The organism is Micromonospora echinofusca, assembly GCF_017614955.1.
In the GTDB taxonomy this organism is placed as follows: domain Bacteria; phylum Actinomycetota; class Actinomycetes; order Mycobacteriales; family Micromonosporaceae; genus Micromonospora; species Micromonospora echinofusca_A.
On the sequence record NZ_WVUH01000124.1, the window covers coordinates 1 to 18183 of the forward strand.

21 protein-coding genes and 1 pseudogene are annotated in these 18183 nt (G+C 69.2%); 7 read left to right on the forward strand and 15 right to left on the reverse strand.

All coding sequences use genetic code 11. From position 1 onward, the window contains the following. Positions 1-180, reverse strand: a pseudogene (locus GSF22_RS15795) (hypothetical protein); the annotation flags it as partial. A gap of 91 nt (positions 181-271) precedes the next feature. Between GSF22_RS15795 and GSF22_RS15800 the strand changes: the two are divergent. Both GSF22_RS15800 and ychF read left to right on the forward strand, forming a co-directional pair. Continuing rightward, positions 272-787 (forward strand): MarR family winged helix-turn-helix transcriptional regulator, encoded by a 516-nt coding sequence (locus GSF22_RS15800; RefSeq protein WP_244367492.1) that lies wholly within the window; start codon positions 272-274, stop codon positions 785-787. 81 nt (positions 788-868) lie between these two features. Further along, positions 869-1954: a redox-regulated ATPase YchF gene (gene ychF / locus GSF22_RS15805; protein ID WP_208814343.1), complete on the forward strand. Its 1086-nt coding sequence runs from the start codon at positions 869-871 to the stop codon at positions 1952-1954. A gap of 131 nt (positions 1955-2085) precedes the next feature. Here ychF and GSF22_RS15810 read toward each other — a convergent pair whose 3' ends face one another. Both GSF22_RS15810 and GSF22_RS15815 read right to left on the reverse strand, forming a co-directional pair. Then, on the reverse strand, positions 2086-3090 hold the full coding sequence (locus tag GSF22_RS15810; RefSeq protein ID WP_208814344.1) for a ricin-type beta-trefoil lectin domain protein: 1005 nt from the start codon (positions 3088-3090) through the stop codon (positions 2086-2088). Positions 3091-3183: 93 nt separating this feature from the next. Then, positions 3184-4212, reverse strand: a complete 1029-nt coding sequence (locus GSF22_RS15815) for an RICIN domain-containing protein (RefSeq protein WP_244367493.1) — start codon at positions 4210-4212, stop codon at positions 3184-3186. Between the two features lie 571 nt (positions 4213-4783). Between GSF22_RS15815 and GSF22_RS15820 the strand changes: the two genes are divergently transcribed. After that, positions 4784-5191 (forward strand): VOC family protein, encoded by a 408-nt coding sequence (locus GSF22_RS15820; RefSeq protein ID WP_208814346.1) that lies wholly within the window; start codon positions 4784-4786, stop codon positions 5189-5191. A gap of 36 nt (positions 5192-5227) precedes the next feature. Here GSF22_RS15820 and GSF22_RS15825 read toward each other — a convergent pair whose 3' ends face one another. From GSF22_RS15825 to GSF22_RS15845, 5 genes are all read right to left on the reverse strand, one after another. Continuing rightward, positions 5228-6022, reverse strand: a complete 795-nt coding sequence (locus GSF22_RS15825) for a maleylpyruvate isomerase family mycothiol-dependent enzyme (protein WP_208814347.1) — start codon at positions 6020-6022, stop codon at positions 5228-5230. Between the two features lie 36 nt (positions 6023-6058). Next, complete coding sequence (locus tag GSF22_RS15830) at positions 6059-6829, reverse strand: TIGR03089 family protein (RefSeq protein WP_307804026.1); 771 nt, start codon at positions 6827-6829, stop codon at positions 6059-6061. A 173-nt stretch (positions 6830-7002) separates the two neighbouring features. Then, positions 7003-7449, reverse strand: coding sequence for a hypothetical protein (locus GSF22_RS15835; RefSeq protein WP_208814348.1), 447 nt, complete (start codon positions 7447-7449; stop codon positions 7003-7005). A gap of 339 nt (positions 7450-7788) precedes the next feature. Continuing rightward, complete coding sequence (locus GSF22_RS15840; RefSeq protein WP_244367494.1) at positions 7789-8052, reverse strand: DUF6244 family protein; 264 nt, start codon at positions 8050-8052, stop codon at positions 7789-7791. Positions 8053-8234: 182 nt separating this feature from the next. After that, positions 8235-8453, reverse strand: coding sequence for a winged helix-turn-helix domain-containing protein (locus tag GSF22_RS15845; protein WP_208814349.1), 219 nt, complete (start codon positions 8451-8453; stop codon positions 8235-8237). Between the two features lie 273 nt (positions 8454-8726). Between GSF22_RS15845 and GSF22_RS15850 the strand changes: the two genes are divergently transcribed. Genes GSF22_RS15850 through GSF22_RS15860 form a run of 3 tightly spaced genes read left to right on the forward strand, consistent with a single transcriptional unit; the run spans position 8727 to position 10254 of the window. Beyond that, positions 8727-8906, forward strand: a complete 180-nt coding sequence (locus GSF22_RS15850) for a hypothetical protein (RefSeq protein WP_208814350.1) — start codon at positions 8727-8729, stop codon at positions 8904-8906. Beyond that, positions 8903-9763: a hypothetical protein gene (locus GSF22_RS15855; protein ID WP_208814351.1), complete on the forward strand. Its 861-nt coding sequence runs from the start codon at positions 8903-8905 to the stop codon at positions 9761-9763. Before GSF22_RS15850 ends, GSF22_RS15855 begins: the two co-directional genes overlap by 4 nt. Further along, on the forward strand, positions 9760-10254 hold the full coding sequence (locus tag GSF22_RS15860) for a hypothetical protein (protein ID WP_208814352.1): 495 nt from the start codon (positions 9760-9762) through the stop codon (positions 10252-10254). Before GSF22_RS15855 ends, GSF22_RS15860 begins: the two co-directional genes overlap by 4 nt. Positions 10255-10261: 7 nt before the next feature. Here the strand turns inward: GSF22_RS15860 and GSF22_RS15865 are convergent, their stop codons facing one another. Genes GSF22_RS15865 through GSF22_RS15875 form a run of 3 tightly spaced genes read right to left on the reverse strand, consistent with a single transcriptional unit; the run spans position 10262 to position 12009 of the window. Beyond that, positions 10262-11287: a phosphotransferase family protein gene (locus tag GSF22_RS15865; protein WP_208814353.1), complete on the reverse strand. Its 1026-nt coding sequence runs from the start codon at positions 11285-11287 to the stop codon at positions 10262-10264. A gap of 8 nt (positions 11288-11295) precedes the next feature. Further along, positions 11296-11658 (reverse strand): PH domain-containing protein, encoded by a 363-nt coding sequence (locus GSF22_RS15870; RefSeq protein WP_208814354.1) that lies wholly within the window; start codon positions 11656-11658, stop codon positions 11296-11298. A gap of 36 nt (positions 11659-11694) precedes the next feature. Continuing rightward, positions 11695-12009, reverse strand: coding sequence for a 4a-hydroxytetrahydrobiopterin dehydratase (locus tag GSF22_RS15875; RefSeq protein ID WP_208814360.1), 315 nt, complete (start codon positions 12007-12009; stop codon positions 11695-11697). A 255-nt stretch (positions 12010-12264) separates the two neighbouring features. Here GSF22_RS15875 and GSF22_RS15880 point away from each other — a divergent pair, with 255 nt between their 5' ends. Then, complete coding sequence (locus GSF22_RS15880) at positions 12265-12657, forward strand: (deoxy)nucleoside triphosphate pyrophosphohydrolase (protein ID WP_208814355.1); 393 nt, start codon at positions 12265-12267, stop codon at positions 12655-12657. A 193-nt stretch (positions 12658-12850) separates the two neighbouring features. On the opposite strand, the gene GSF22_RS15885 is transcribed toward GSF22_RS15880, so the two are convergent. The 4 genes from GSF22_RS15885 to GSF22_RS15900 all read right to left on the reverse strand — a co-directional run. Continuing rightward, on the reverse strand, positions 12851-13918 hold the full coding sequence (locus GSF22_RS15885; protein WP_208814356.1) for a succinate dehydrogenase/fumarate reductase iron-sulfur subunit: 1068 nt from the start codon (positions 13916-13918) through the stop codon (positions 12851-12853). After that, positions 13918-15843, reverse strand: coding sequence for a fumarate reductase/succinate dehydrogenase flavoprotein subunit (locus GSF22_RS15890; RefSeq protein ID WP_208814361.1), 1926 nt, complete (start codon positions 15841-15843; stop codon positions 13918-13920). Before GSF22_RS15890 ends, GSF22_RS15885 begins: the two co-directional genes overlap by 1 nt. Positions 15844-15850: 7 nt before the next feature. Next, on the reverse strand, positions 15851-16672 hold the full coding sequence (locus tag GSF22_RS15895; protein WP_208814357.1) for a hypothetical protein: 822 nt from the start codon (positions 16670-16672) through the stop codon (positions 15851-15853). A gap of 660 nt (positions 16673-17332) precedes the next feature. Continuing rightward, the coding region (locus GSF22_RS15900; protein ID WP_244367495.1) for a metallopeptidase TldD-related protein at positions 17333-18183 on the reverse strand (851 nt) is incomplete at its 5' end.

An 18183-nucleotide genomic window follows, 5' to 3' on the forward strand; every position in this document is an offset into this window, starting at 1 on the left:
GAGCAGGGGACGGCCGGGGGGTAGCAGTTCGGTGGTGACCAGGTAGGTGCTGCCCCAGGAGATCGGGGCGAGGGCGGTCAGCGCGACGTCGACCGCCCGCCGCCCGCCGGACCTGGCCGTACCGCCGGGGGTGCAGCGTGTCGGCGTCGTGCCGCCGGGGGAGAAACGCAATGCGGTCATGGCCGCCTCCGATCGGGTCTTCTTGACGCTAATTAGCTTAGTGCTAAGCTAATTAGCGTCAAGAAGGTCAGTGGTGATGCACAATACGGTGATGTCCAGCACCCAGGGGTCCGACGGCGACGCCGTGGACGCGATCGTCGCCCAGTGGCGCCGGGAACGCCCCGCCATGCGTCCCGAACCGATGGCCGTCTTCGGTCGGATCTACCGGCTCGCCCGCCTGGTCGGCGACGCCCAGGAACAGCTCTACCATCGATGGGGTATCAGCCGGGGTGAATTTGACGTACTGGCCACCCTGCGCCGCTCCGGCCCGCCGTACGCCCTGGCGCCGAAGGCGATGACCGGGGCGCTGATGCTCACCTCCGGTGGCATGACCGGCCGCCTGGACCGGCTGGAACGGGCCGGGCTGGTCCGCCGCGCCCCGGACCCCGACGACCGGCGTTCGCTGCGGATCATCCTCACCGAACAGGGCCGGCAGGTGGCGGAGGAGGCCGCCGACGCCGGGCTGGCCGTCCAGCGGCAACTCCTCGACGCGCTCCCCACCGCCGACCAGGCCCGACTCGGCGACCTGCTGCGTACCCTGCTCGCCGCCGCCGAACCACCCGGCTGACCCGGCGTCCGCTGCCCGCCGAACCGCCTGCTGCCCCGGCGGCTGCGCCACAGCCTCCCGACCCGCGTAGACTGGCCGCCCGTGAGTCTCACCATCGGGATCGTCGGCCTGCCCAACGTCGGCAAGAGCACCCTCTTCAACGCCCTGACCAAGAACGACGTGCTCGCGGCGAACTACCCGTTCGCCACCATCGAGCCCAACGTCGGGGTGGTCGGGCTGCCGGACGAGCGGCTGGCCCAGCTCGCCGAGATCTTCGGCTCGCAGAAGATCCTGCCCGCCCCGGTGTCGTTCGTCGACATCGCCGGGCTGGTCCGGGGCGCCTCCAAGGGGCAGGGCCGGGGCAACGCCTTCCTGGCCAACATCCGGGACGCCTCGGCGATCTGCCAGGTCGTCCGGGCCTTCTCCGACCCGAACGTGGTGCACGTCGACGGCAAGGTCTCCCCGGCCGACGACATCGAGACGATCAACACCGAGCTGATCCTCGCCGACCTCCAGACCCTGGAGAAGGCGCTGCCCCGGTTGGAGAAGGAGGCCAAGCTCCGCAAGGACCGGGCGGCCACGGTCACCGCCGCCAAGAAGGCGGCCGAGCTGCTGGACAGCGGTACGACCCTCTACGCGGGCGCGGCCAAGGCCGGCATCGACCTGGCCGAGCTGCGCGAGCTGCACCTGCTCACCACCAAGCCCTTCCTCTACGTCTTCAACGTCGACGAGGCCGAGCTGGGTAACCCGGAGTTCCTCGACGAGCTGCGACTGCTGGTCGCCCCCGCCGAGGCGGTCTTCATGGACGCCAAGGTCGAGTCCGAGCTGATCGAGCTGCCCGAGGAGGAGGCCCGTGAGCTGCTGGAGTCCATCGGGCAGCCGGAGCCGGGACTCCACCAGCTCATCCGGGTCGGTTTCCGTACCCTCGGGCTCCAGACGTACCTGACCGCCGGGCCGAAGGAGACGCGGGCCTGGACCATCCCGGCCGGCGCGACCGCCCCCGAGGCCGCCGGGGTCATCCACTCCGACTTCCAGCGCGGCTTCATCAAGGCCGAGGTGGTCTCCTTCGACGACCTGGTCGCGGCCGGGTCGATGGCGGCGGCCAAGGCGGCGGGCAAGGTCCGCATCGAGGGCAAGGAGTACGTCATGCAGGACGGCGACGTGGTGGAGTTCCGTTTCAACGTGTAGCCCCGACCCGGCCGCCGCGTCCGCCCTGCTCGACGGGGCGTAAGCCGAACGTGGCGGTGGGGTGGCCCATGTCGGCCACCCCACCCGATGATCTCCTGTCCTGTCCTGCCCGATGCGGCTGATTCCTGCGGTCACGCGTTGATGCTGGCGGGCTTCCACCCCTGAGCGTGCGACCACTGGGTGCAACTGTCGAGGTAGAGGTCCTGCTCCCAGCCTCCGGCGGCGCTCAGGCACAACCCGGAGTTGAGGTTGACCAGCCAGTAGCCGTTGTGGAAGAACGCCCACTTCTGGTTCTTGCCACCGTGGCAGTCCCAGAGGATCACCTTGGTGCCTGGTGAGGTCCCGCCGCCCGAGGCATCCAGGCAGAGGTTGGCGTTGTAGTAGCTGTGCGGGACGGTGATCTCACCGGTGCTGTAGTTGTAGGTCCAACTCTGGGCCGGAGATCCGTTGCACGGCCAGTACCACACGTTGGTGCCCGCTTGGCGGTTCCCCCACTTGACGTCGAGGCAGCCGCTCATGCCGTTCTGGTAGTTGACGATCGGCGTGCTGCCTGCCCCCCAGCGGAGGCGGCAGTTGTCGTACAGTTCCTGCCAGCTCATCTTTCGGCCCCAGCCGGAGATGGTTCCGCTGAGCGAGTCCCCGCTGACTGCGTACGCGTTGGCGTCGAGCCAGTCGCTGTAGTTCCCGTTGGCGTACATCCGGCCACTGGCTTTGGCCTTCTGACTGCGAAGCTCGACCCACCCCAGGTACATGCCGGGGAGATTGATGTTTCGTTCGACGCTCGTCGAGTAGGTTTTACCTGTCTCCCACCCGTAGGTCATCTCGAGCGACCCGTTGACGACGCTCCCGATGCTCTGGCTCATGCCCAGGGTGACATTCTGGCTGTACGACGAGGACTTGCTCCAGGTGTGCCTGACCGTGTAGGTCGAGCTCACCGTGCTGCAGTTGTGGGAGACCGGCGACTTGTCGACTGTGGTCTCGCTTGTGGCGCTGCTCTGGACAAAAACGCAGCCGGGGTAGATCTGGCAGAGGGTGCTGGCGGTGGCGGCGGCGGCCGGGCTGCCGGTTGTGACGGTGACTGCCGCTGATGCCAGCAGTGTCAGGACGGTGACCAGCCCTGCTCGTATCCGACTCATCTTGATGCTTTCCTTGTCTCGCAGTCGAGATTGAAGATCCGTTTCGAAATCGGTTGGCTTTCTGTTCTGGATGGTGCTGTCCGACCGGTCGACTCAGGTCCCCTTGGGCCGCCAACCCTGGTTGGAGCTCCAGTACTGGCAGTTCTGCAGCGTCAGTGCGGCGCCTTCCCAGTTGCCCGCGGTGGTCAGGCAGAGGCCGGACTTCAGGTTCATCAGCTGCCAGCCGCTGTGCAGGAAAGCCCACTTCTGGTTGCTGCCGCCGTGGCAGTCCCAGACGATCACCCTGGTGCCCGGCGAGGTTCCGCCACCCTCGGCGTCCAGGCAGAGATTGGAGTTGTAGTAGCCGTGCGGAATGGTGATCGCACCGGTCTGGAAGTTGTAGACCCAGTTCTGTGCCGCGGTCCCGTTGCACCCCCAGTACCAGACCCCGGTACCCGCCTGGCGGTTACCGTTCTGCACGTCGAGGCACATGTTGGTGTTCAGGTAGCTGCGGAACGACGACAGGTACGGCAACTGCCAGTTGAGGCGGCAGGAGTTGTACTTGTCGGTGACGGTGAGCGGAGCGGTGAAAAGCGAGAAGCTCCCGGAGAGCTGGTTACCGTTGACCTTCCACGCCGACCCGCTGAAGTACTCGCTCCAGTACGTGTTGGCGTACATCCAGCCTTCGGCGTTGGCCTTCTGGGTCCTGAACTCCACCCATGCCTTGCTCTGCCCCGGAAGGGTGATGCTGTTGGAGTAGGTCGTCGAGTAGGTCTTGCCGACCTCCCAGCCGTACCCGTAACCGCCGCTGAAACCGAGGCCGGAAATGAGCGACAGGCCCACGCTGGTGTTGACGCTCGTGGAGTAACTGGCGGACTTGCTGAACGTGTGTGTGACACCGTAGTTCGACTTGCTGCCGACGCCGCAGTTGACGCCGACAACCGGTGTCTCGTAGACGTCGTTGATCGACGAGGAAGCGCGGACGAACTCGCAGTTGGGGTACACGGCGCAGAGAAAGTCCGGGGTTGGAGTCCAGACGGGTTCGGACCACTCGGCAGCGGCGGGGGTGGTGCCGATCAGCGCAGCCGTCGCCGATATCAAAAGTGTCAGCGTACCGGCCAGCAGTTTTTGTCTCCGGTTCATTGCGGAACCCTTCATCGGTAAATAGCGGATTGTGTCGTAGGTGTTTCCCTGTGTGTTGTCGGCAGTAGTTGCGAGTTGATACAAGAATTCGCTCGACAGAGCCGGCGAGAATATCCGCCAGCTGGCCCAGGTTGAGAGGTTCCTGAGTTTTACGGTGACAACCCGTCATGCCCGGACAGCAGTGCGGAACGGGTGTCGGTGTGTCGTGACTCACAGTCTCGGCCCGGTTGCTTCCCCCGGCATCGAGGTGACCGGTCCGCCCGTCCGGTGGTCAGCCCGGTGGGCACCGTCGGGCATCGCGTAACGAACACGCAGTGACGAAAGAGCACCGGCGGGCGCCAGGACCGGTCCTGAACAGCCGGGACGCCAGAATGTCGGGCGGCACCGTGAGGACGGAGCCGTCCGGGGGCGGATCCCGTCGTCGGAGTGGTCGCCCCGGAGGCGGGCAGGTCACTGCGGATACCTGCTGGTGGCAGGGCGGGCCGAAGAACATCGGCCAGCTCGCCCGAATTCCCGTGAACGCGAGCCGGCCTGGCCTGCCCGGCTCGTCCGATCCTGGCAGGATCGGTTCATGCGGGGACGGATCGAGGGCGTGAGTTCACCACGGGAGGTCCGTCGCGACTACTGGGGTGTGGTGCTGGACGCACCCGACGCGGCGGCGCTGGCCCGCTTCTACACCGAGTTGCTCGGCTGGGAAACCACCAGGGAAGAGCCGGACTGGGTCACGATCGCCCCGCCCGACGGCGTGGCCTACCTGGCCTTCCAGACCGCCGTCGGGTACGTGCCACCGACCTGGCCACCGGTCGAGGGCCGGCAACAGATGATGGCGCATCTCGACTTCGAGGTCACCGACCTGGACGCAGCCGTGTCCCACGCCGTCGAACTCGGCGCGCGGGAAGCCGGACACCAGCCACAGGACGACGTCCGGGTACTGCTGGACCCGGCCGGTCACCCCTTCTGCCTCTACCTGGGCACCTGATCACCGGCTGACGACAGGAGCCTCGACCCCAGACCGTCAGCCGAAGCTGTTGTGCCCCAGCCAGAAGTCGAGCAGCGCCCGGTCACCGAGCACCTCGACGGCGGCATCGTCGACCGACCGTCGGCCGTAGACGACCAGCAGCAGCTCGGTGACGGGACCGCGTACCGCCACGGCGGCCTTCTCGTGGGCCCGCCGCCAGGCGAGACGGTCCCCGGTCAGGTCGACCAGCCACTCCGCCCCCGACTCCGGCAGGGTGTCGGTGGCGTGGAGGTGCAGGGTACGGCCCGGACCGAGCAGTTCGCGCCGTTCGGGATAGAAGTCGAACATCTGCGGCAGCGAGCCCAGCTCCATCCACTCGTCCAGCGCGTCCACGGCGACCTCATGGGCGACGGTGAACTCCGCGCCGAGCGCAAGGACCGCGTCGGCCCGGTGGATCAGCGTCTCGTGGGCGAAGCGGCGCGCCCAGAAGGTCGACGTTTCACCGGGTACCGGGGTCCAGCCGGTGTCGGCATCCGGGCCGGCGGCGCGCAGCGTCCCCGCTAGTTGCCCTGCGCCCTCGACCAGCCACGAACCGAGCTTCACCGGATCCTCGTCCCGGTAACCGGACAGGTCGCGGAAGTCGTCGTCGGGGAGCGGACCGGTGGCCCGGGTGCGGACGATCTCCTCGACCCAGCGGTGGCCGCCGCCGAGGTGCCGGACCAGTTGGCCCACGTTCCACCCCGGACAGGAGGGGACCGTGGCGGTCAGATCCGCCTCCCGGATGCCGGTGACCAGCAGATCGCTCTGATTGCCGATCTCCGCGCAGTACCGTTCGTAACTCAGTCGCGTCATGACGTGACGCTAGACCCACCCGCCGACAGTATCGAGCTAGAACACCCGGGTGACCTGCTCGGCGACGATCCGGGAGTCGACCGCTCCAGGGTCGAGGTTGGCGCAGAGCACCACCGAGGCGCCCACGGCGAGCGGAGCCAGCAGCCACTTGACCGGATGCTCGTGTGCGGCCGCGTCGACCAGTACCCGGTCACCTGCCCGCAGGTCGCGCTGCGCGGCGATCTCCTCCGCCAGGCTGCCCCACTGCTGGTAGCTGGTGCCGTCCGGGGTCGCCGGGTCCGAGGGTCGGACCAGCGCGTACGCCGGCAGGTCGGCCGGATGCTGCCGGACCTCGGTCAGCCAGTCCCGGTACCCGGCCGGTACCTCGGCCAGCGGCGCGGCAGCCGGGGCCAGGCCGAGCACGAAGCGGTGACGGGCGGCAGGCACGTCTTCGAGCCAGTCGTCGAGCCGCTGCGGGGTGACAAAGGTGGCGTCGAACGGTTCGTCGGCGCCCGGTTCCAGTGCGGCCAGGCCGGCGGTCGCGGTGAGCCGGTAGGAGACCGCCACCCCGGCCGACCAGGCGCCCAGCAGCACGGCGGCGGTCTGCCAGTGCGGTGGCAGCAGTACCGCCGCCCGGCTCCCCACACCCAGCCCGCAACCCTGGCGCAGCAGCCCGGCCGAGCGTGCCGCCCACTGCCCCAACCCGGTCGCGGTCAGTTCGGTGCGCTCACCGGTCGCGTCGTCGTAGTAGGTGAGCAGCGGCCGTTCGGCCTCCGTGAACCCACCACCCGCATTCCCCGGTACCCCGACGACAGCACTCTCGTTCACCCGGCGCTCCCTGGATTGGTGTACGGCCAGTCTCCCACCTTGTCCACCCGAACCTGTGGACGCCGGACGACCCAGCCGCCCTTGATCGTTTGCAGTTCAGCTGCACTTCGGCCGGCGTGTCGCGTCGCTAAACCACAAACGATCAAAAACCCGATCGCATCACGTTGGCCGTGTCAGTTGGCTGTCTCGATAGCGGCCTCGACTTTGTCGAGATAATCGAACCACCACTCGTCGTCAGGCTTTGGCTGAGACGACAGCAAGCTTGCGGCGACGGTGAAAGAAAGGGTGACAAAGCGCTCTGACGGAAGCGTGGCGCCTGACAGGTGGCCGTGAACTACGGTGTTAAGGTAGGTTGCCACCTCATCCTTGGTCAGAGATGCCCAAGATTCGGTTTCGGAAACCTCGAAAGCCAGAGCATCGATTTCCTCGGTGGAGGGGATGTGGCCGAAAGCGTCGACGGAAACGTATCTGCATATCTGCACGAGCAGCTCAAGAGCTGCCAAGCGTGTCCGCTCGTCGGTGAAGGACCGGATCGCCTGGTCAAGTTCGTGGGGCTTTTGTTTCACTGCCCAGTGGAGAGTGTCGCGAACCTTCTGTTCGACCTCATCGTCAATTATCATCTCTTTCGCCCATTTCGTTCTTGTGCTCTTGTTTTGCTTTGACAGATCCCCACGTTGCTATGATCCCGAGTAATACGCCCATGATGGCCTTCGGAATGGGCGGTAGGAACTCGGACACACTTGCCCAGGCGGTAGTGGCCACCGACCCTCCGACTGCGATGTCCTGCGACTGGATCTTTCGTCGGCGTCGGGCTTGTGGGGCGGCCTGCACATCGCGTGACCGGCTCCCGGGTCGTCTTTCCGCTTGCCGCATTGTCGGTTGGGGGCGGATCGGTAGTTGTGGTGCGGCAGGCCGGAGGATCACGGGTGGTCGGCGGGTTGCGCTACCACCACCCGCGCCTAGTTTCCCAGGGCTTGGACCCTGGCGATCGTCTCCTGGATGCCGTGCTGAGCCGGTGTCACCGATCCCGCAGCCTGCGCCATGCTGGCGCGGACGCTGTCGAGTACGCCGACCAGTTGACCGGAAGCACCCTCCAGGGCGCCGGCCACGAGGGTCCGCGCCTCGTTGACGTCCTGGGCCGCCGCTGCCGCCTTCGCCTGTGCTTCGGTCAGCTTCTGCCCGGCCGCAGCCAGCCGGGCGATCATCTCAGCCGCGCTCGCCATCGTCTCCCCAAGTGTGAATGGCTGTCGTGGGTTGGCGCTGTAACGCCGAGGCCACAGTGGAGACTACGAGATGCGCGCCACACTCCGCGACTGTCCCGCTACGCAGGAAGGAGTGCTGTCGGGTTCACACCATCTCCGTTGTCAAGACGCCGAAGACGATGTTGCGATCCAGGGTTGCCTGGTCAGCGGTCGGAGACGAAGACGCCCAGCCCGTGAACGCCCTCCACAAGCCCTTGGGTCTGGAGCACGAGGATCGCCTGCCGGACCATCCCTGCGGAGATGTTGTGCTCGGCGCGGAGTTGGGCCGTGGACGGCAGTTTGTCGCCCGGCTGAAGCTCGCCGGACTCGATCTGAGCGCGGATGTGGTCCGCGAGTTGTTGCCACTTGGGCTTGGTGGGCATGTTGGCTCCCTGGTCTGCACCTCCATTCGATCACAGCCGTCCTTACCTCGACAACCACGACGTACACAGTGTTGGCGTTGACATCCCTAGGGTTCACTGGCAAAGTTCGCTCCGACCGGTTCCCTGGTCTGCAACCTGGAGCCGGTTGTCCCACCCGCACCATGCCCGGCCGACCGGCCTCCCCCCGGTCGGCCGGGCGCTCCGGACCGTGCGGGTACCCGCCGGCACCGGAGCCACGACCGGAGGAACAAGACCGACAGACGGGAGTACCCCGTGCACCGGACCCCCGACCGGACCCCCGACTTTCCGTCCCGGCAGGACCTGGACGACGCCGACGACATCCTCTTCGCCCACCCGCCACGCCGGGTGGCCCGCTGGGTCTGTGACTGCGGCGAGGACTACCCGTGCGACGAGGTGCGCTTCGCTCTCGTCATCAAGAAGGCCGCCGCATGACCGGACTACCGGCAACCGACTACCACGAACTCGCCGTCCGGCGGGTCGCCGAGGCGCGCGGGACGCTCGCCGAGCACGTCGTCTCGGCGTACACCGGATTGTGTCTGGGTTGTCTGCGGCCCGGGCCCTGCGACGACCGGCGCGCGGCGCTCGACGATCTGGCCCGCTACGGCCCGCCGGCCGCCCGGGACGAGCCGAGTCCGACCACGGTCGCGCTCACCGCCGTCCGCAATGATCTCGACGAGCTTCGGACCGCCTGCGCGGCCATCGTCACCGCCGCAGACCGGGCCGGCTCGGTGCTGCACGGTACCGGCCGGCTCGGCAACCATCCGGCCAGCTTCCCGCGGGCCGTCGTCGACGCCTGGGCCGCCCTTGGTGCGGTGTACGCCGGGCTGGACGCCGCCCGCAAGCTGCCCGAAGCACCGTCGGGAAACGTCGGGACGATGCTGGCCGGGCTGCGGGCCGCCCGGAACGACGCGGCCCGGGCCGCCGCGTCGGCCCGCGTCGTCCGGCTCCGGCTCACCGTGGCGGTGGACCGGTTGACGCGTACGCAGACCCCGGCCGGACTGGTCGCGGCCCGGCGGCTCGACGCGGCGATCGTCCGGTTGGACCTGGTCGCCGCGCGGCTGGCGGTGGGCGGCCGGGCGCTGGACCGGTACGCCGCCGTGCTCGGACACGCCGGCAACCCAGGTCGCCCGAAGCCGGAGCCCGTGCCGGTTCCGCCGGTCGGGTTGCCCACCGACGTCCGGGCCGGGGCGTTCGCGGCGGGCCGGCTGGTCGCCACCGCGCGGCGCCGCCGGCAGCCGGGTTTCTGGTCCCGGGTACGACACCAGTTGCGCTTGGAGGCAGCCCGATGAAACAGCCCAGCGCCGCCCTGACCGACCTGCTCACCGGGCAGTTACGCGCCCACCACCGGCGGCTGCGGGCCTTCGGTGACCAGGACTGGCAACGGTACGGCGACCTGCTCCACGGGGTCTTCCTGCTGGCCGTGCAGCGCCGGTTCACTCCCGGGGCGGACCGGGCGGCCATCATCCGGTTCGTGGCCAGTGTCCGGGAGCGGTACGACCGCACCGGGTACGACATCGAACCGGGGCTGGCCGAGGAACTCGTCCGGGCTGCGTTGGAGGACCGGGCTGCGGTGGACGGCCCGGAACCGGTACCGGTCAGCGCCGCCGCTGTTGCCGCCCGCACCCTGCTCGTCGTGGGTCTGCTGGAGGACGAGGGGATGCCCGAGGCGGAGCTGGTCGAATTCCTGGACGCGGCGACCGCCGCCACGGACCGGCCGACTGCGGACCGGTCGACCGGGACGGCGGCGGGACCGGTCCGGGACGCGACGGGCACGTCCTGACCGCCGGTCAGGGCAGTGGGCGGCCCAGTACGGTCAGCTCCTCGTCGAGCAGTCGGGTCGTCAGGTCGTACCTCGGCCGGTCCGTCTCACCGGTCATCCCACGGCTGGGCATCTCGACCGTCATCAGCAGGTACAGGTGCATCCGGTAGAGCGCCAACCGGCGGCGGGCCGCCCCGTCCAGCCACGACGGCAGGTCGGCCCCGCCGGTGTACCCGGTCAGGAACGGGTGCTGCGGGTCGTCCTCGATCCGGCTGAACAGGGCCGGTGAGACCAGGTCGAACAGGGGGTCGCCGAACAGGTACCGCTCGCCGTCGACCAGCCCGGTCAGCCGGGCCGTACCGTCGGCCCCGGGGTGGGCCAGCACGTTGCCGTCCCACAGGTCGAAGTGCACCAGCGCGGGCCGGGCGACCAGGTCCAGGATGCCGGCGTGCCGCACGACCAGGTCCCGGATCCGCTCCGGCGACGCGGGCAACTCGACAGCCCACCGGGCGCCGTCGTCGAGCAGTTCGTCGATCATCGCGGTGAACGCCTGCGCCCAGGTCGACCCGTGCGCGCGCGACCCGGGGTAGCCGAACCGGGGCCCGGTCACGGTGTGCAGCCGGGCGACCAGCGCGCCGAGCTGCCGGCGGACCGGGGCGTCGTCGAGAGCCGGGTGCCGCCGGTGCCACTCTGCCAACGGGGTACCGGGCAGGAAGGCGGTGAAGAGCCAGTCGGTGTCCAGCACGCTGCGGTCGGTGCCGTGGTGCAGCACCGCCGGGACCGGAGCCCCGGGCAACCGGGTCGCGACCAGCCGGTAGTACCCGGCCTCGGCGGCGATCAGGTCCCGCTCGTACGCCAGCAGGGGCACGTCGGGCGGCGGGGAGACCTTCAGGACGGTCCGCCTACCGTCGGCGAGGCGTACCCGCCAGACGGCGGCGAAGCCGCCTCCGGTGAGTTCGGCGCACTCGATCACGGTGGTGGACGGACCGAACGAGGCCCGGGCGAGCCGGACGACCTCGGCCGCACCGAGCCGGCGGATGGTGGGACTCGGCACCGGGCGCCTCAGGAGATGTGGTGGAGGATCACGTTGTGCACGTGGTGGCTCTTGTGGTCGCCCCGGAACTCGACCTCGTAGGTGTGCGTACCGACGTGGATGGCGATCGCCCCGGTGGAGAAGAACGAGCCGCCCCAGGACTTGTTGCTGACCACGCTGACGCTGCTGATCTTGGAGTACGGGATGCTGGTGATCGCGAACTTCTTCCCGACGAAGGACCGGTCCTGGATGATCACCCGCCGGTCGGTCAGCCCGATGAACCCGGTGCCGGTGCCGATGGCGTCGTAGACGGCGATGATCTGCTCGCCGGGCAGCAGGCCGCTCTGGATCTGCTGGAACTGTTCCCGGCGGTCGTACGTCGCGTTGGCCATGGCCCCCACGCTAGGCAGGCCGCGCCAGTCCAGCGGTCACGCGGACGGGTCGGTGACCGCCCGGTACGCGTCCTCGATGCGGGCTGCGAGGAGTACCTCGCCCTGGCTGAGCGCGTCGCCGTCCCGGCGTCCCACCTTGATCTGGGTGTGCCCGGCGAGCCGGCGGACCTCGGGCCGCAGCCGGAGCGCGTCCGCCACCACCTGGATCCGCTCGGTCAGGGCGGCGTGCTGCGCGTCGTCCAACTGGAGGGTGCGCCGGATCTGCTGGCCGTCCCGGATCCACCCGGTGAGCAGCGTGAGCGCGTCGGTAAGGTAATCGCCCTTCGGGCGACCGCTCCACAGCGCTCGTATCACCGCACCTCCCAGGCGTCGTCGCCGGCTTGTGGCCAAATCGTCGCCATCCCGTGTCTTGATCGGTGCTTCCAGTCTCTAGTCATGTGGCGGGTGTGTCCACGGCCACATTTCCCAGTCTTGTTGTCCTAGCGGACGACTCCGGTACCCGAACCGCCGATTGATCTGGCACGCTGGACGCCCGTGCGGGCCGGACAGCTGGACGGGAGCGGGTGGATCGCAGTGACCGAGGGTGTCGGAGAGCGTACGCGGAAAGTGATCGTGGGGGCGGCCATCATCTCCGCCGGCCGGGTGCTCGCCTGTGCCCGCTCCGCGCCGCCCGAGGTGGCCGGCATGTGGGAGTTCCCCGGTGGCAAGGTCGAACCGGGCGAGACCGAGCAGGCCGCGCTGGCCCGCGAGTGCGCCGAGGAGTTGGCGGTACGCGTCGAAATCGGCGCCCGGGTCGGCCGGGACGTCCGGATGGCCCACGGTCGTTCGGTGCTGCGGGTGTACGCCGCGCGGCTCCTCGGCGCCGACCGGCCGCAGCCGTTGGAGCACGCCGAACTGCGCTGGCTGACCGCCGAGGAGTTGGACACGGTCGTCTGGTTACCCGCTGACGCCCCGATCGTCACCGCCCTGCGCCCGTTGCTCGCCGCCGGGGCGGTCTGACCGGCCGCAACCGTCTGACCGGCCGCAACCGTCTGACCGGCCGCAACCGTCTGACCGGCCGCAACCGTCGGACCGGCCGCAACCGTCGGACGGGACGGAGCGGCCCGACCGGCGCGGCGGAGAGCGGACGGTCGGGCCGGAACGGGACGGGGGCCGCCGGCAAGTGCCGCGGCCCCCGTGCTGACTGTCCGGTTCAGTGCTTCTTCTCGTCCTGTTCCGGGTGGGCGTAGTTGAGGTGCTCCACCGGCATCGGGAAGGTCACGTCGTCGCCGAACGGGGACGGCGCGGCCGGCCGGTCGAAGGTGAGCTCGGTCAGCGGCAGCCGGCCGTGCTCGTCCACCGGCGGCACGGTGGGCTTGGGCACCTGACGGTGCCAGTTCACCCCGCGCTGCGCCTCGGCCTCCGCGTGCGGGTCGTGCGACCCGCCCGCGTGCGAGTGCACCCCGCCCTTGGGCTGCGCGTGCACGGCACCGAGGACACTGGTCTCGCCGTGCCCGACCGTCTCGGTCATCGGCCGTCGGAAGATCTTGCTACCCAACCACACCAGGGGATCGTACCTGCGGTCGACGACGCGCTCCTTCATCGGGATGATCGCGTTGTCGGTGATCTTGATGTGCTCGGGGCAGACCTCGGTGCAGCATTTGGTGATGTTGCAGAACCCGAGGCCCTGTTCCGCCTGCGCGTACTCCTTGCGGTCCGTCTTGGCGTCCAGCGGGTGCATGTCCAGCTCGGCGGCCCGGATGAAGTAGCGCGGACCGGCGAAGGCCTGCTTGTTCTCCTCGTGGTCACGGACCACGTGGCAGGTGTTCTGGCACAGGAAGCACTCGATGCACTTGCGGAACTCCTGCGAGCGCTCCACGTCGACCTGCTGCATCCGGTACTCGCCGGGGGCCAGGTCGGCCGGCGGGGCGAACGCCGGGGTCTCCCGGGCCTTCTCGTAGTTGAACGAGACGTCGGTGACCAGGTCCCGGATGATCGGGAAGGTCCGCAGCGGGGTGACCGTGACGGTCTCGTTCTCCTCGAACGTCGACATCCGGGTCATGCAGCCCAGCTTGGGCATCCCGTTGATCTCCATCGAGCAGGAGCCGCACTTGCCGGCCTTGCAGTTCCACCGGCAGGCCAGGTCCGGCGCGTCGGTGGCCTGGAGCCGGTGGATCACGTCGAGGACCACCTCGCCCTCGTTGACCTCGACCTGGTAGTCCTGCAACTCACCGCCGGACTCGTCCCCCCGCCAGACGCGGAAGTGGCGCTTGCCTCCCATTACTTACCCGCCTCCTCAGCGTCCGCGGCGAGGGCGTCGAAGTCGGCGAGCTCCTCGTCGGTCAGGTACTTGGCCAGCTCGGTCCGGTCGAAGAGCCGGATCAGCTCCGCACGCATCTTCGGCAGCGGCTTGTGGGTCAGCTTCACCTGGTCACCGTCGAGCGAGCAGACCAGGTTGACCTGCCGCCACTTCGACGACATCGTCGGAAAGTCCTCCCGGGTGTGGCCACCCCGGGACTCCTCCCGCTCCAGGGCGGCCTTCGCGGTGCACTCCGAGACCACCAGCATGTTGCGCAGGTCGAGCGCGAGGTGCCAGCCGGGGTTGTACCGGCGGCCACCCGAGGCGCTGACCTTGGTCACCCGCTCGCGCAGCTCGGCGAGGCGGACCAGGGCGTCCGCCAGCTCCTCGCGGCGCCGGATGATGCCCACCAGGTCGCCCATGACGGCCTGAAGGTCCTGCTGGAGGGCGTACGGGCTCTCCCCGGTGTCCCGCTGCAACGGGGCGAGCGCGGCGTCCACCGCGGCCTCCACGTCGGTGGTGGACACCTTCGGCCGGGAGGTCAGCTGCTCGGCGTACCTGGCCGCGTGGCCACCCGCCCGACGGCCGAAGACCAGCAGGTCGGACAGCGAGTTGCCGCCGAGCCGGTTGGAGCCGTGCATCCCGCCGGAGACCTCACCGGCGGCGAAGAGCCCCTGCACGGTGCCGTACGCGGCCCCGCTGTCCGGGTCGACCTCGACGCCACCCATCACGTAGTGGCAGGTCGGCCCGACCTCCATCGGCTCCTTGGTGATGTCGACGTCGGCCAGCTCCTTGAACTGGTGGTACATCGACGGCAGCCGGCGCCGGATCTCCTCGGCGGGCAGCCGGCTGGCGATGTCCAGGTAGACACCGCCGGCCTTGGTACCCCGACCGGCCTTGACCTCGCTGTTGATCGCCCGGGCGACCTCGTCGCGGGGGAGCAGCTCCGGCGGACGCCGGTTGTTGTCCGGGTCCTTGTACCAGCGGTCCGCCTCCTCCTCGGTCTCCGCGTACTGCTTGCGGAAGACGTCGGGGACGTAGTCGAACATGAACCGCTTGCCCTCGGAGTTCTTCAGGATGCCACCGTCACCCCGGACACTCTCGGTGACCAGGATGCCCTTGACCGACGGCGGCCAGACCATGCCGGTCGGGTGGAACTGGAGGAACTCCATGTTGATCAGCGTCGCGCCGGCCCGCAGGGCGAGCGCGTGGCCGTCCCCGGTGTACTCCCAGGAGTTCGAGGTGACCTTGTAGGAGCGGCCGACCCCACCGGTGGCCAGTACCACGGCCGGTGCCTCGAAGAGAACGAACTCGCCGGACTCCCGGTAGTAGCCGAACGCCCCGGCGACCCGGTCACCGTCGAGCAGCAGCTCGGTGATGGTGGTCTCGGCGAAGACCTTGATCCGGGCGTCGTACGCGCCGAACTCCCGCTTGTCCTCCTGCTGGAGGGAGACGATCTTCTGCTGGAGGGTACGGATCAGCTCCAGGCCGGTCCGGTCACCGACGTGCGCCAGGCGCGGGTACTCGTGGCCACCGAAGTTGCGCTGCGAGATCTTGCCGTCCTTGGTGCGGTCGAAGAGCGCCCCGTAGGTCTCCAGCTCCCAGATCCGCTGCGGCGACTCCTTCGCGTGCAGCTCGGCCATCCGGAAGTTGTTGAGGAACTTCCCGCCGCGCATCGTGTCCCGGAAGTGGACCTGCCAGTTGTCCCGGCTGTTCACGTTCCCCATGGCGGCGGCGGCGCCGCCCTCGGCCATCACGGTGTGCGCCTTGCCGAAGAGCGACTTCGAGATGATCGCGGTCTTCTTGCCGGCCAGCCGGGCCTCGATCGCCGCCCGCAGACCGGCACCGCCGGCCCCGATGACGACGACGTCGTAGTGGTGTCGTTCGATTCGCGTAGTCATGTCCAGGGGCCCTTTAGTTGATGAACCGCAGGTCGGGGATCCACTCGGCGGCGACCGCCATGACGTAGAAGTCGGTCAGCGCGAGGGTGCCGAGGGTGATCCAGGCCAGCTGCATGTGCCGGACGTTCAGCTTCGAGACGAAGCTCCAGGCCCGGTACCGCACCGGGTGCTTGGAGAAGTGCTTCAGCCGGCCGCCGATGATGTGCCGGCAGGAGTGGCAGGAGATCGTGTACGCCCACAGCATGATCACGTTGACCAGCAGGATGATGTTGCCCAGCCCGAAGCCGAAGCCCTTGGGGCTGTGGAAGGCGAGGACCGCGTCCCAGGTGTTGATCAACGAGATGATGGCGGCGGCGTAGAAGAAGTAGCGGTGCAGGTTCTGGCCGAGCAGCGGGAACCGGGTCTCGCCGCTGTAGGTCTGGTGCCCGTCCGGCACGGCGCAGGCCGGCGGCGACAGCCAGAACGACCGGTAGTACGCCTTGCGGTAGTAGTAGCAGGTGAGCCGGAACAGCAGCAGGAACGGCAGGGTCAGCGCGGCGTCCGGGATGATCCACCAGCCGGGCAGGAACCGCCCGAAGTGGGACGCCTGCTCGACACAGCGGTCGGTGACACAGGGGGAGTAGAACGGGGTCAGGTAGTGGTACGCGTCGACCCAGTACCACTTGTGCATGAAGACCCGGACCGTGGCGTACGTGACCCAGGCGCCCAGTCCGATCACCGTGAGCAGTGGAGCGAGCCACCAGCGGTCGGTACGCAACGTCTTCGCCGCGATGGCCGCGCGCGGTCGCGCCTGCCCCGGCTTGAGGGTCGGCGTCGTGGCCGACTTAGTAGTCATTCCAATGTCTCCCTGACGGGGCCCGGTCTGGCTGACGGGCACGGATGGTGGTCCGGCCGGGCGCGCGGCCGGAAACGGACCCGCAGCCGCGTCCCCTGCGCGCTCCGATACCGCGCCGGAGCCTTCCGGCGCAGTTCGCGGTGCACACGTTACGCCGCACGCCGAGGGCGTTACGCGCAAGGGAGTGTCGCGTGTGTCCCGCCGGCTAGGAAAGTGCCGACACCCGATCAGTGCCGGGATGTTAAGAACTTCACTTTGCGGTCGGCGCAGGCGGAGTCGTCACGCTGCGTACCAGCAGGAGGCTGTCACGCTCTGTGTCCCCGGTGGCGCGGCTGCTGACTCCTCCCTTCCTCCTTTGCTCTGCTTCAGCGACGGCAACACCGCCTTGAGCAGCAGCTATCAGAGAAAACCTGAGCGGCGAACGTCGGACCGTGTGACGCTGAGTGCCTGTTTCCTTGATTGAAGCAGAGCAAAGCGGCGCGTGCAGGCGGGCGGACCGCCAAACGTCATGACAATCCGTCACCGACGTCCGCCGGTCCCGGCTGCCCGGTCGCCCGGCTGCCCGGTCGCCCGGCTGCCCGGTCGGTCACCGGGCCGGTCGGTCACCGGCCCGGTCGCCCGTCGGCCCGGTCGGTCACCGGGCCGGCCGGTCGGGCCCCGTCAGCCCGACGCGCCGCCGGTGAAGTTCCAGGCGGCGAGGTGCAGGGCGGGAGCCGACCACCGCACGGTGTCCCAGCGGGCGGGCTGGCGTACCGCCCGCCGACCGGTGCCGAGGACCGCACCCGGGGCCAGTGCCCTCGGGTACGACTGGGTGAACCGCAGGTCCCGGACCGCCCGGGTCACCACCCCGTCCTCGACCAGCCACACCCCGTTGCGGGTCAGCCCGGTGATCACCAGACTCTTCGGGTCCAGTACCCGGGTGTACCACAGGTCGGTCACCAGCAGCCCCCGCTCCATCCCGGCCACCAGCGCCGCGGTGTCCGCGTCGCCGGACCTGTCCGCCGGGTCGGCTCCGTCGACGGCGCCGACCGCGTCGGCGGGGAGCAGACAGAGGTGGTGCGGTACCGGGCCGGAGGTGGCCGAGTCCGGGCCGGCGTGCCCGGTGGACTCGGTACCCGCAACCGCCGCGGTCCGCCGGTCGTGGGTCACCGCCCGGGTCACGCCCGCCTCGACCAGGACGAGCCGTCGGCGTGGCGTGCCCTCGGTGTCGAACGGCCACTCCGGCCCGGCCAGCGGATCGTCGACCAGGGTCACCGCCGGGTCGAACTGGGCGGCACCCGGCGTCGCGAAGGACCGCCGCTCGACGTACGACCTGCCGTTGAAACCCCAGTTGGAGAAGTTCTGGAGCAGGTCGGCGACCGCTTCCGGCTCCAACACCACCGGGTACGCCGCCGGGGGCAGCTCGATCGGGTCGGCGCCCGCCCGGGCCTTCGCCGCCGCGCGCGCCCCGAGCGTCGCGCCGTCCAGGTCGGCGAGCCGGTCGGCGGCCAACCGGGCCACCCCGTCCACCC